The sequence below is a fragment of the Glutamicibacter sp. AGC84 genome (genome assembly GCF_053543575.1).
Window position 1 is genome coordinate 39,450 of record NZ_JBLVOC010000006.1, and the last position, 12,110, is coordinate 51,559.

Sequence of the window (12,110 nt, forward strand, 5' to 3'; positions counted from 1 at the left end):
GCAGGTGGGCATGGAAGCCGGGCTCTAGCCGAAGAAGGCGAGCGGGAAACGCAGGACGACCGATGCGGCAACGAGCGCCAAGATGACGGCGGTAATGATCCAGCTCCACTCGGCGAAGAACTTCTTCACGCCGGCTCCAGCAGGAATCACGCCGGTAAGCACATTGCGTGCGGTTGTGAACACGAACAAGGGAATCGTCATGGCCCACACGACCATGCAGTAAGGGCACAGGGCGTTGATTTCATACAGGGCCTGGGACCAGAACCAGATCACCAAGCCCATAGCCGCGGTGATGCCCAACTGGAAGCACAGCCAGAACCAGCGCTTCAGGTTTGTTGCGCCGGCGAGCAGGGCGAAGCCGATGGCGATAACAACAGCGAAGCAAACAATCCCGAAGAAGGGATTGGGGAATCCGAAGATTCCTGCCTGCTCGGATTTCATCACGGTGCCACAGGAGATCCAGGGATTGACGTCGCAACTGGTGATGTAGTCGGGGTTCTTGTACAACTCCAAGCGTTCCAGAACCAGGATTCCGGCGGCGAGCCAAGAGATCAATCCCGTAACGATGATGAACAGCCCGAAGCCGCGTTCCTTAGCCCACCAGGGCAACACGCCCGAGCCGTGGCTATTTTCTTGTGATGAAACCATGTTTTGACTATTCCATAAGTTCATAGGAAAGCGGGTTATTCCGCGAAGGCCTTTTTCATCCTAGGAAGCATTTCTGTGCATCTGGTGAGAAGCAATGAACAAGGCGTGAACGAAATATGAGAGAATGGGAATGGTTGTTCGCGGATCCACAGTCTGCTTTCAACCCGACGACAGACTTTTGAAACAACAGATCGACAGGCGATGCATCGCTTCGGTTGAGTGCCCAATATGTGCGCCTCCCGGGGGAATACCGCGGATCGTAGGGCTGCAAAGGAAAGCAGCCGGTTTTCTTAGGCCACGTTGATCCGCAGGATTTGCGCCTGGTTCAGAAATTTGGACCAGCGTCGAACCCGCGGAAAATAGCGAGCTTTTGTGTCCGGACTACTGGAAGATAAGTAGGCCAAGCGACACGTGATGATTGTAGTTTCAGCAACGGCGCCGTCTGTGGAGGATGCCCGAGCGGGACATAGTAGGAGTACGCGAATTTAAATGAGCGCAGCAAATCAACGAAAGGGCGGAACGCAAGGTAATAAGCGGGGCAACCGTTCAACACGAGCCCGCCGTACCAGTGTTTCAACCACACCCGCGCGACCACTGCGTCGCGCCATGACCTTGGCCGAACTCAATGCCGCTGCCGGTGTCGAAGAAAGCCCATACCGCTGGCGGGCCACCCGCCGCACCCAGATTTCCACCCCTGATTCCACTAAGCGGGCCAGCCGCCAGGCCGAACGCCGGGCGCAGGCAGTGCGCAATACCGCGAATGACGAGGCTGTAGAGCTCGCCGCGACCAAGCAGGAAGACGTCCAGGACAGGCAGGAAGACGTCCAGGAGCAGAGCGCTGAAATCGCTGCCCCGGCCGAGCAGGAAGTTGCACCGGTTGAGGAAGCGAACGACGTTGACCAGACCGGCATGCTGCTGGCCGAACACGGCAGCACCATGATTTTGAATCCTTTCGCCGTGCCGGAAACAGCTCAGGCTGTTCTGGCCCAGGCTGTTGCGAAGAAGCAGGAACCTGCTCGCCGCGCAGCTGCCGCAGATCCCGAGGCAGACGCCGATGCCGACGACGTGACTTCGCGTCGCCGCCGCCGCCGTCGCCGCGGGGAAGTGGATCTGGAACTTGAGGGCGGCTCGCAGGATGATCCGCCGAACACCGTTACCCGTGTGCGAGCCCCGCGTGGCAGCATCGAAAGCCACAGCTCGGTCAACGACAAGGTCGCTTCGGTGCGCGGTTCCACCCGATTGGAAGCCAAGCGCCAGCGCCGCCGCGAATCACGCGAAACCGGTCGCCGCCGCCAGGTGATCACCGAGGCCGAGTTCCTGGCCCGCCGCGAATCCGTCGAGCGCAAGATGATCGTGCGCCAGCGCGAGGACCGCATCCAGATCGGCGTACTGGAAGATGGAGTGCTTGCAGAGCACTTCGTCTCCAAGACCCAGCAGGATTCGCTGATCGGCAACGTGTACGTCGGCAAGGTGCAGAATGTGCTGCCATCCATGGAAGCTGCTTTCGTGGATATCGGCCGCGGCCGCAACGCCGTGCTGTACGCAGGCGAAGTGAACTGGGACGTAGCCGCTCTCGAAGGCGCGCCGCGCCGCATCGAGAACGCCCTGAAGGCTGGCGACTCGGTCCTGGTGCAGGTCACCAAGGACCCGGTAGGCCACAAGGGCGCCCGGCTGACCAGCCAGATCTCCCTGCCCGGCCGCTACCTGGTCTACGTGCCAGGTGGTTCGATGACCGGCATCTCGCGCAAGCTCCCGGATGTCGAACGCCAGCGACTGAAGAAGATCCTGAAGGACCACCTGCCGGAAAACGCGGGCGTCATCGTGCGCACCGCCGCCGAAGGCGCTTCCGAGGAAGAACTGACCAACGATATCAACCGGCTGCGTGCGCAGTGGGAAGGCATCGAAGAGCAGGCCAACTCCACCAAGACCCTGGCTCCTGAACTGCTGTACTCGGAACCCGATCTGACCATCAAGGTGGTCCGCGACGTCTTCAACGAGGACTTCACCAAGCTGATCGTCTCCGGTGACCACGCCTGGGACACCATCGAGGCCTACGTCATGTACGTGGCGCCGGATCTGATGGGCCGTCTGGAGAAGTGGGAAGCCGAAGAGGACATCTTCGCCAACTTCCGTGTGGACGAGCAGATCGCCAAGGCGCTGGACCGCAAGGTCTTCCTGCCTTCGGGTGGTTCGCTGGTCATCGACCGCACCGAAGCGATGACCGTCATCGACGTGAACACCGGCAAGTTCACCGGTTCGGGAGGCAACCTCGAAGAGACCGTGACCAAGAACAACCTGGAAGCGGCCGAAGAAGTGGTCCGCCAGTTGCGCCTGCGTGACATCGGCGGCATCATCGTCATCGACTTCATCGACATGGTCCTGGAATCCAACCGCGATCTGGTGCTGCGCCGCCTGGTGGAGTGCCTGGGCCGCGACCGGACCAAGCACCAGGTTGCTGAAGTGACCTCGCTGGGCCTGGTCCAGATGACGCGCAAGCGCATGGGCACCGGCCTGCTCGAAGTCTTCGGTGAAGAGTGCGAGCACTGTGCAGGTGCTGGCTTCATCACCCACGAAGAGCCAGTTGAATCGCGCAAGAGCTTCAACTCGCAGGGCGAAGCGCACAGCAAGAAGTTCAACGACAAGCCAAGCCGCAACTCCCGCCGCCGTCGTGGCGGCGAGAAGGACGAGCAGAAGCCAGTTGAGAAGCAGGAGCCGGCAGCAGGGGAGAAGGACGAAGCCACGCGCAACGCCCTGGCCAGCATTGCCGCCGCTTCGCACCTGGATGCCGCTGCTGAAAACGCAGTGAGCATCGAGGGCGAACAGATTCCTGTGGCCAAGTCCGCGGCGTCTGCGCAGGCCGCCGAGGCCTCGGTTACCCTGGAAGCGCTGGAAGCAGCGTTGCCGGGCCAGGATGAGTCCAGCGACGAGCAGGACGGCAGCCGCAAGCCGCGCCGCCGTTCACGCTCCCGTGGACGCGGCCGCAACCAGTCCGAGGAAAACGCTTCGGGCAACGAGGAAGCTCAGGCCAACCAGGAACAGCATGCTGCTCCTGAGCCTGTTGCCGCCTCGACGCCCCAGGAGCAGCCGCGCAAGCGCTCACGCCGTGCTTCGCGTCCGCAGGAAGCGGCACAGCAGGACCAGCCGGTGCTTACCGGCCTGGCCATGCCTGCTGCCAGCGCTCCTGCTGAGTCCAGCAGCCCCGCGGCTTCCGTCCCAGCAGCCGCCACCGCGGCAGCCCCACAGAATTCCACGAAGCCAAAGCGTCGCAGTCGTCGGGCCACCTCGGTCCAGGGCGATGCGACTGCAGAGGTTCTCGTGGCAGAGGTATCCGCCGCTACCGGTTCGGTAGTTCAGATGGATGCCTCCGGTTCGCAGAAAGATAAGCCAGCTGAGCCTGCCGGGCAACCGGTAATGCTCGGTGTGGGTGTTCCAGTACGCGAACTGAAATAGATGAACTTGATCACGCTTCCCTCGCTGGGGCAGTTTGTATTTGCTCCAGCGGTGTGGACTAGCGTAATCTAGTTGATCGGTGCTAAACGCCAAGATCACGGACTTTTGGTCCGCTCGGCGTCAAGGCACAAGCGCATGAGATCCCCGGGATCGCATCCACTTTGTGGGTGTTCGGGTCGATATCTGCGCCGGTAAGACAATAAACGTCGAGTAGAAGTGAGTACCCACGTGGTGTACGCAATTGTCCGCGCAGGCGGCCACCAGGAGAAGGTTTCCGTTGGAGACCTCATCACCGTTGACCGTCTTCAGGCTGCCCCAGGCAGCTCCATCGAGCTTCCAGCTTTGCTGTTGGTAGATGGCGAGAAGGTAACTTCCGCAGCTGCCGATCTGGCTAAGGTCACGGTCACCGCTGAGGTTGTAGAAAACCTTCGCGGCGAGAAGATCGTAATCCAGAAGTACAAGAACAAGACCGGTTACAAGAAGCGCCAGGGCTTCCGTGCCGCTCTGACCAAGGTCAAGGTCACCTCGATCGCCTAATTCAGGCAATCGTAGAATCCATTTTTGTAGCGAAAGAGGCTAAAAGGCATGGCACATAAGAAAGGTGCGAGTTCCACTCGCAACGGTCGCGATTCCAACGCACAGTACCTAGGCGTAAAGCGCTATGGTGGACAGGAAGTCAAGGCAGGCGAAATCATCGTTCGCCAGCGTGGCACCCACTTCCACCCAGGCGCCGGCGTAGGCCGTGGCAAGGATGACACCCTGTTCGCATTGGCTGCTGGCGCAGTCGAGTTCGGCACCCGTCGTGGTCGCCGCGTGGTGAACATTGTGGCTGCTGCCTAATTCAGGCAACAGGCAAATTTTTTAGTACACAAGGGGTGGGCCGATTTCGGTCCGCCCCTTGCGTGCATAGTTAGACTTTTAAGCGAGTAACCCTCGCAACCCCGTACTAGGAGAAGATGGCCCCGTGGCTGCATTCGTTGATCGCGTAACCCTTCATGTCACCGCAGGTAATGGTGGCCACGGTTGTGTGTCCATCAAGCGTGAGAAGTTCAAGCCGCTTGGCGGTCCCGACGGCGGCAACGGCGGCAAGGGCGGAGACATCATCCTGCGCGTCGACCCCCAGGTCACCACGCTGCTGGACTTCCACCACCTGCCGCACCGCAAGGCCGGCAACGGCGAGCCGGGCAAGGGCGGTCTGCATCCGGGCAAGAGCGGCGAGGACCTGGTCCTGGGCGTACCTGCCGGCACCGTCATCAAGACCAAGGACGGCGACATCCTCGGCGACCTGGTCAAGCCGGGCGATGAATACATCGCCGCAATAGGCGGCATGGGCGGCCTGGGCAATGCGTCCATCGCCTCGGACAAGCGCAAGGCCCCGGGCTTCGCGTTGCTGGGCATTCCCGGGACCGGCCAGGATATCGTCCTGGAACTGAAGTCCATGGCGGATATCGCGCTGGTGGGCTACCCATCGGCCGGCAAATCCTCGCTGATCGCCGCCGTGTCCGCGGCACGCCCGAAGATCGCCGACTACCCGTTCACCACCCTGGTGCCTAACCTGGGTGTCGTCGAAGCAGGCGAAACCCGCTTCACCGTCGCCGACGTGCCTGGCCTGATCCCTGGAGCCTCCGAAGGCAAGGGGCTGGGCCACGAGTTCCTGCGCCACGTTGAGCGCTGTGCCGCCATCGTGCACGTGCTGGACTGCGCCTCGCTGGAAGCGGACCGCGACCCAATCAGCGACCTGGACATCATCGAAGCAGAGCTGGCCAACTACGAAGCCGACTCCACCTTCGCCGGCACCGACGGCACCATCGTGCCGCTGATCGAGCGCCCGAAGCTGATCGCACTTAATAAGGTTGACATGCCAGACGGTGCCGACATGGCTGAATTCGTGCGCCCTGAGTTGGAAAAACGCGGTTACCGCGTCTTCGAGATCTCCGCGCTCTCGCGTAACGGATTGCGTGATCTGTCCTTCGCTATGGCTGAATTGGTAGAGCAGGCACGCGCTGAACAGGTTGTTGAAGCCCCAGTAGTCGAGGTGCCTGTGATTCGTCCACGTACCACCAAGCGTGCCGAGTTCACCATCCGCCGCGAGGAGCAGAACTTTGAGCCAATGTGGCGAGTTATCGGTGAAAAGCCGGAACGCTGGATTATGCAGACCGATTTCCGCAACGATGAAGCTGTCGGCTACCTGGCTGACCGCCTGGCCAAGCTGGGTGTCGAAAACCAGCTGTTCAAGGCCGGTGCCAAGCCAGGGGACGCGGTAATCATCGGCGCCGAGGACAACGCAGTGGTCTTCGATTGGGAGCCAACTATGGCAGCCGGCGCCGAACTGCTCGGCGGCAGCCGACGCGGCGAGGACATCCGCCTCGAGGATCGCGGCGATCGCAAGACCCGCGAGGAAAAGCGTGCCGAGCACGAAGAGCGCCGGGCGGCCAAGGCATCGGCTCGCGCCGAGCTGGAAGCCGAACGCAAGGCCGGCGTCTGGACCGAATCGGTTGACTCCAAGTACGGACGAAAGACTGCGGAACCAAAGGCAACCCAGGAGGAAAATTAAAGTATGAGTGAAAGTGCCACCAAAACAATTTCAGCCATTACCTCGCCCCACCAACTGCCTCAAGCCAAGCGCTTAGTGGTCAAAGTTGGATCCAGCTCGCTGACCACGGTCAGCGGCGGGATATCCCACGAGCGGTTGAAGTTCCTGGTGGACACTCTCGCTGAAACTGTCAACAACGGTACCGAGGTCATTCTTGTATCCTCAGGTGCCATTGCCGCCGGTCTGGCCCCGCTCGGGTTGGCCAAGCGTCCCAAGGACCTTGCCACCCAGCAGGCCGCGGCGGCCGTTGGCCAGGGTCTGCTGCTGGCGCAGTACACCCAGCTTTTCGATGAGTACGACCAGCGCGTAGGCCAGGTGCTGCTCACCGCCGACGATCTGATGCGCCGCTCTTCCTACACCAACGCGCTGCGTTCCCTGGTTCGCTTGCTGAACCTGGGCGTGCTGCCCATCGTGAACGAAAATGACGCGGTCGCCACCCGCGAAATCCGTTTCGGCGACAACGACCGCCTCGCCTCGCTGGTGGCCCACCTGGTCAAGGCCGACGCGCTGCTGCTCTTCTCCGACGTGGACTCGGTCTACGACGCGCACCCTGATGACGGCGGCAGTCGCATCACCACCATCGAGCACCCCGACGAGCTCGAAGCGGTAGACCTGGGCACCCCGGGTGCAGCCGGAGTCGGCACCGGCGGCATGATCACCAAGGTCGATGCCGCGACCCTGAGCTCCTCGGCGGGCATTCCCACCCTGGTGACCAGCACCGACAACGCCGCCAAGGCGCTGCGCGGACAGGATGTAGGCACCTGGTTCGCGGCCCGCAACTCCCGCCGTTCGGCCCGCGACGTCTGGCTGGCCTACCTGGCTTCCATCGAAGGCAAGCTGATCCTGGATGCCGGCGCAGTCAAGGCCATCGAAAAGGGAACCAACTCGCTGCTGGCAGCCGGCATTACCGCAGTCCGTGGGGAATTCGAGGCTGGCGACGCCGTAGAGATCTGCGACGCGGAAGGAAACCCCTTCGCTCGCGGGCTGGTGAACTTCAGCTCCCATGAACTGCCCGAGATGCTCGGACACAACACCACGGATCTGGTTGAAGAGCTGGGCGAAGGTTACGACAGATCAGTAGTGCATGTTGACGACCTAGCTTTGATCGAACCCATTTTCTAGAATGAGGAGCATGAGTATGGATGCCGTAAACACCGAAGAAACGACCACCGACGTCACCACCTCGGTCCACCAGCTGGCCGACCGTGCACGCCGCGCCGCACGGATCCTCAAGCGCGCCAACCGCGACTGGAAGGACCGCGCCCTCGCTGCCATGGCTTCGCGCATCGACCAGAACCGTGCGATGATCCTGCGCGCCAACGAGAAGGACCTGGCTGCCGGCCGCGCCAATGGCACCTCCGAGGCCCTGCTGGACCGGTTGAAGCTCGATGGCAAGCGCATCGACGGCCTGATTTCCGCGCTGCATGAACTCGCTGGCCTGCCCGACCCGGTCGGTCGCGTGGTGCGCGGGGAAACCCTGCCCAACGGCCTGCGCATGCGCCAGGTCAACGTCCCGCTGGGCGTCATCGGCACCATCTACGAAGCGCGTCCGAACGTCACCGTGGACATCGCCGGCCTGGCGCTCAAGAGCGGCAACTCGGTGCTGCTGCGTGGCGGTTCGGCGGCGCTGAACTCCAACCAGGCGCTGGTCGCGGTGATCCGCGACGCGCTGGAGTCCGTCTCCCTGCCCCGCGACATCGTGATCTCGGTCGACGAATTCGGCCGTGCCGGTGCCGACGCCATGATGGGCGCGCGCGGAAAGATCGACGTGCTCATCCCGCGTGGCGGCCGCGAGCTGATCCAGCGCGTGGTCACCACCGCCAAGGTCCCGGTCATCGAAACCGGCGAAGGCAATGTGCACATCTTCCTCGACGCGAGCGCCGACGAGGAAATGGCCGTCGATATCCTGCTCAACGCGAAAACCCACCGCCCCAGCGTCTGCAACACCGTGGAGACCCTGCTGGTCCACAAGGATGCCGCTGTGGCCCCGGCAGTGCTGCAGGCCCTGGCCGCGGCCGGCGTGAGATTGCACACGGACGACCGTGCCGCCGCGCTGGTTCCGCAGCTGCCGACCATCCCGGCGGGGGAGGATGACTGGCGCAACGAGTACCTGGACCTGGACATCGCGGTGAAGGTCGTCGATGGCATGGACCAGGCCCTGGAGCACATCCGCGCCTACTCCACCGGCCATACCGAGGCGATCATCACCTCCACGCTGGCTGCTTCCGAGCAGTTCGTGGCGGAGATCGACTCGGCCGCGGTGATTGTCAACGCCTCGACCCGGTTCACCGACGGCGGGCAGCTGGGCCTGGGCGCAGAAGTGGGCATCTCAACCCAGAAGATGCACGCTCGCGGACCGATGGGCCTGGCCGAACTGACCACGACCAAGTGGATCGTCCAGGGCGACGGGCACATTCGCAAATAGTTTCTGACCGCCCTTTTCGGTACGATGTAGAAGAAACGTACCGTTACTTTTCGAGCTACTGATCCAGCCGCCCAGGTTGCTGGCTTAGCGAACTCGTGAAAACGACTGGAGAATTATCTTGAACGCGCTGATTTTGGCTTCGGAAGCCGCTTCCACCGGCATGGATCCTCACACTTTCGCTGTGATCGTCGGTGGTGGCATCTTCGCAGCACTGATGGTCCTGCTGCTGATTACCGTTTCCTACACCAACGTAGGCAACCGCCACGAGGCAAAGCCTGAACCAGAGGACACCCACCGCCAGTTCAAGACTCACGTACCGCATAGCCACTAGTCTTGGCAGAGCAAAAGCCTCAAGACCGCCCATTGCGCCTCGGCGTGATGGGCGGTACTTTTGACCCCATCCACAATGGCCACTTGGTCGCTGCCAGCGAGGTAGCCGCCGAGTACGGTCTGGATGAGGTCGTTTTCGTGCCCACCGGCCAGCCTTGGCAGAAGGCCGATCGCCAGGTCACCAGCGCCGAGCACCGCTACCTGATGACCGTGATCGCCACCGCGTCGAACCCGCGCTTCACCGTAAGCCGGGTCGACGTCGACCGCGAAGGCGCCACCTACACGCGTGACACCTTGCTCGATCTGCGCGCCTTGCGCCCGGATGCGGAGCTCTTCTTCATTACCGGTGCCGACGCGATGAGCCAGATCATGAGCTGGCGCGACATCGACCAGGTCTTCGACCTCGCCCACTTCGTTGGCGTGAGCCGCCCTGGCTATGTCATCGCGGATGTGGGTCGCGACAATGTCTCGCAATTGGAAATTCCGGCACTGGCAATTTCCTCTACCGATTGCCGGGAGCGTGTCGCCGCCGACAAGCCGGTTTGGTATCTTGTGCCGGACGGTGTGGTGCAGTACATTGCAAAATATGGGCTGTATACCGAGTCGTAACCTCACATAAGGTGGGGTAGCACGGCATAATCTCTAGGTAAGGGTGACGGTATTTGTCTATGCGGTCGGGAGAAGCATCAGGATGAGCGATAACTCGCAGCCGGTTTCAAGCAGGCGAGCTCTGCGCGAAAAACGACGTGCTGAGATGGAAGCTTTGCTGGCCAACAGCAAGGCCGAGCAGGCAGCCAAGGAGCACGCGTCGAAAAGCGCGGAAAAGGCCGAGGATTCGGCGAAGCCAGCGAAATCTGACGCGACCCCAAAGGCCAAGCCGGCACCCAAGGCAGAGCCAGCCAAACCAGCTCCAGCCAAGCCGCAGCCGGCCAAGCCTGCACCCAAGCCAGAGCCGGCAAAACCAGCTCCAGCCAAGCCGGCCCAGCCAGCCGCCAAGGCCGCTGGTGCCAAGCCAGAAGCGGCCAAGCCTGCTGGAGCCCCAGCCAAGGCTCCCAGCGCAAAGCCTGCAGCTGAGCCAGCTAGCGCATCACAGTCCGAAGAGTCCCTGGGCGAACGGGCGTCGTTGCGCCGTGCCCGTGACCGCGAGGCCTTGCGCGAGCGTCGTCGCCTGGAAGAAGAGGTCGGCGCGCTGACCACTAATATTCCAACGGTCGCCCCCGCGGAGGAACCTAAGCCGCTGACCCGCCGTCAACTGCGCCTCCAGGCGCTGGCAGACCAGGGCAAGGCCGAGCCGAAGGCCCCGGCCGCCAAGAAGCCTGCGCCCAAGGAAGACGCCCCGGAGACTACGGTCATGAGCGTCGAGCAGGCGCTAGCCGCCCGCCGTGCCCACGCGCCGAAGACCCCGGTCGATCCAAACCTGCTGGGGGAGGACGACTCCGAGATCGATCTCGAAGTGCTCGCCCACCAGCGTGAAATGGCAGCCCGCGCGGCCATCATTTCCCGCCGTGCCGCGGAACGTGAACGCCTGCGCATCCAGAATGCCAACCAGGGCAAGGACGACAAGGCCTCCGATCCTTTCACCGGCGCCATGGGCAACATTCGCGAGGTCGAGGACCGCATCGCCAAAACCGGCGTGCAAGGGCCCAAGACGCAGAGTGTTTCGCTGGACTTCAACGCCGGCGGCAAGCTCAGTTCCAAGAAGGACGAAGCGGCACCAGCAGCCAAGAAGCCTATGGCCAAGCCGGCGCCCAAACCCGCAGCGAAGGCCCCCGCCAAGCCTGCGGCCAAGGCACCGGCCAAGCCTGCAGCCAAGCCAGTTGCAAAACCAGCCGCTAAGCCTGCGCCAAAGGCGCCGGCGGATCAGAAGGCTAAAACCCATACGGCCCGACCGGCCCCGGACGTTGACATGCCACGCATCGATGCGGTCAATGCACAGGGCTTGCAGCCACTTGACGTGCAGGCGCACGGCCTCCGCCGCGCCAATAACATGCTGATCGCGATGATCGTCGCCCTCAGCGTGGGCGGTGCAGCATTGATTGCTGGCTTGATCATGTTGCTTGGCAACTAGTTTTCGTAGGACAATTAGGTTCTCGATCTACACCTCTATAAGGAGACACCCCACTCTATGGGAGCACACGCAGAATCAATTGCCCTCGTGAAGGTTGCCGCGCACGCGGCTTCCGAGAAGATGGCAGAAAACATGGTCGCGCTGGACGTTGCCGACCGCTTGGGCGTCACCGACGCTTTCTTGATTGTCTCTGGTGGATCAGAACCTCAGGTGAACGCAATCGTCGACGAAATCGTCGCTGAGGTGCTCGACGAGTACAGCATGCGTCCGATCCGCCGTGAAGGCTTCGGCCAGGGCCGCTGGGTCCTGCTGGACTACGGCGACGTAGTCGTCCACGTTCAGCACCAGGAAGACCGCATCTTCTACGCGCTCGAACGCCTGTGGGCCGACTGCCCAGTCATCGAGCTGCCTGAGGAACTTTCTGAAAACCAGAAGTAACCCTCAATTTGCATCCTGATCAGGTAGTCATCTATGATTATGGAGTTGCCTGATCAGGGCAGCAATCCTTTTGGGGGTATGGCGCAGTTGGTAGCGCGTCTGCATGGCATGCAGAAGGTCAGGGGTTCGAATCCCCTTACCTCCACAAATTAAAATCC

At 62.0% G+C, this 12,110-nt stretch carries 11 protein-coding genes and 1 tRNA gene; 11 read left to right on the forward strand and 1 reads right to left on the reverse strand.

The window, feature by feature from the left end; all coding sequences use genetic code 11:
- Positions 1 to 24: 24 nt before the first annotated feature.
- Positions 25 to 648, reverse strand: a complete 624-nt coding sequence (locus ACNPN0_RS04105) for a vitamin K epoxide reductase family protein (RefSeq protein ID WP_434690682.1) — start codon at positions 646 to 648, stop codon at positions 25 to 27.
- Positions 649 to 1,254: 606 nt separating this feature from the next.
- On the opposite strand from ACNPN0_RS04105, the gene ACNPN0_RS04110 reads away from it, so the two are divergent.
- The 11 genes from ACNPN0_RS04110 (at position 1,255) to ACNPN0_RS04160 (ending at position 12,097) form a co-directional block, all read left to right on the forward strand.
- Complete coding sequence (locus tag ACNPN0_RS04110) at positions 1,255 to 4,098, forward strand: Rne/Rng family ribonuclease (protein WP_434691323.1); 2,844 nt, start codon at positions 1,255 to 1,257, stop codon at positions 4,096 to 4,098.
- 228 nt (positions 4,099 to 4,326) lie between these two features.
- Positions 4,327 to 4,635 carry a 50S ribosomal protein L21 gene (gene rplU, locus ACNPN0_RS04115; protein ID WP_013349163.1) on the forward strand — a complete coding sequence of 103 codons (309 nt, stop codon included), beginning with the start codon at positions 4,327 to 4,329 and terminating at the stop codon, positions 4,633 to 4,635.
- A gap of 48 nt (positions 4,636 to 4,683) precedes the next feature.
- Entirely contained in the window at positions 4,684 to 4,938 is a 255-nt protein-coding gene (rpmA, locus tag ACNPN0_RS04120; protein WP_013349162.1) for a 50S ribosomal protein L27, read from the forward strand.
- Between the two features lie 124 nt (positions 4,939 to 5,062).
- Positions 5,063 to 6,652 carry a GTPase ObgE gene (gene obgE, locus ACNPN0_RS04125; protein WP_105658495.1) on the forward strand — a complete coding sequence of 530 codons (1,590 nt, stop codon included), beginning with the start codon at positions 5,063 to 5,065 and terminating at the stop codon, positions 6,650 to 6,652.
- 3 nt (positions 6,653 to 6,655) lie between these two features.
- Complete coding sequence (gene proB, locus ACNPN0_RS04130; RefSeq protein WP_448937285.1) at positions 6,656 to 7,813, forward strand: glutamate 5-kinase; 1,158 nt, start codon at positions 6,656 to 6,658, stop codon at positions 7,811 to 7,813.
- Between the two features lie 16 nt (positions 7,814 to 7,829).
- Positions 7,830 to 9,116: a glutamate-5-semialdehyde dehydrogenase gene (locus ACNPN0_RS04135; protein ID WP_105658497.1), complete on the forward strand. Its 1,287-nt coding sequence runs from the start codon at positions 7,830 to 7,832 to the stop codon at positions 9,114 to 9,116.
- Between the two features lie 118 nt (positions 9,117 to 9,234).
- Positions 9,235 to 9,447: a hypothetical protein gene (locus ACNPN0_RS04140; protein ID WP_105658498.1), complete on the forward strand. Its 213-nt coding sequence runs from the start codon at positions 9,235 to 9,237 to the stop codon at positions 9,445 to 9,447.
- A gap of 2 nt (positions 9,448 to 9,449) precedes the next feature.
- Positions 9,450 to 10,055, forward strand: a complete 606-nt coding sequence (nadD, locus tag ACNPN0_RS04145; protein WP_105658499.1) for a nicotinate-nucleotide adenylyltransferase — start codon at positions 9,450 to 9,452, stop codon at positions 10,053 to 10,055.
- A gap of 82 nt (positions 10,056 to 10,137) precedes the next feature.
- The gene (locus ACNPN0_RS04150) at positions 10,138 to 11,514 is read left to right on the forward strand and encodes a hypothetical protein (protein WP_434690675.1); all 1,377 of its coding nucleotides are present in this window, start codon (positions 10,138 to 10,140) and stop codon (positions 11,512 to 11,514) included.
- Between the two features lie 57 nt (positions 11,515 to 11,571).
- Entirely contained in the window at positions 11,572 to 11,952 is a 381-nt protein-coding gene (gene rsfS, locus ACNPN0_RS04155) for a ribosome silencing factor (protein ID WP_105658500.1), read from the forward strand.
- A gap of 72 nt (positions 11,953 to 12,024) precedes the next feature.
- Positions 12,025 to 12,097: transfer RNA gene (locus ACNPN0_RS04160), tRNA-Ala, on the forward strand.
- Positions 12,098 to 12,110 lie beyond the last annotated feature (13 nt).

Coding starts and splice junctions, on each gene's coding strand:
- ACNPN0_RS04135 (WP_105658497.1), top strand. CDS start 7,830: ATGGATGCCGTAAACACCGAAGAAACGACCACCGACGTCACCACCTCG.
- ACNPN0_RS04105 (WP_434690682.1), bottom strand. CDS start 648: ATGGTTTCATCACAAGAAAATAGCCACGGCTCGGGCGTGTTGCCCTGG.
- rpmA (WP_013349162.1), top strand. CDS start 4,684: ATGGCACATAAGAAAGGTGCGAGTTCCACTCGCAACGGTCGCGATTCC.
- proB (WP_448937285.1), top strand. CDS start 6,656: ATGAGTGAAAGTGCCACCAAAACAATTTCAGCCATTACCTCGCCCCAC.
- ACNPN0_RS04110 (WP_434691323.1), top strand. CDS start 1,255: ATGACCTTGGCCGAACTCAATGCCGCTGCCGGTGTCGAAGAAAGCCCA.
- ACNPN0_RS04150 (WP_434690675.1), top strand. CDS start 10,138: ATGAGCGATAACTCGCAGCCGGTTTCAAGCAGGCGAGCTCTGCGCGAA.
- rsfS (WP_105658500.1), top strand. CDS start 11,572: ATGGGAGCACACGCAGAATCAATTGCCCTCGTGAAGGTTGCCGCGCAC.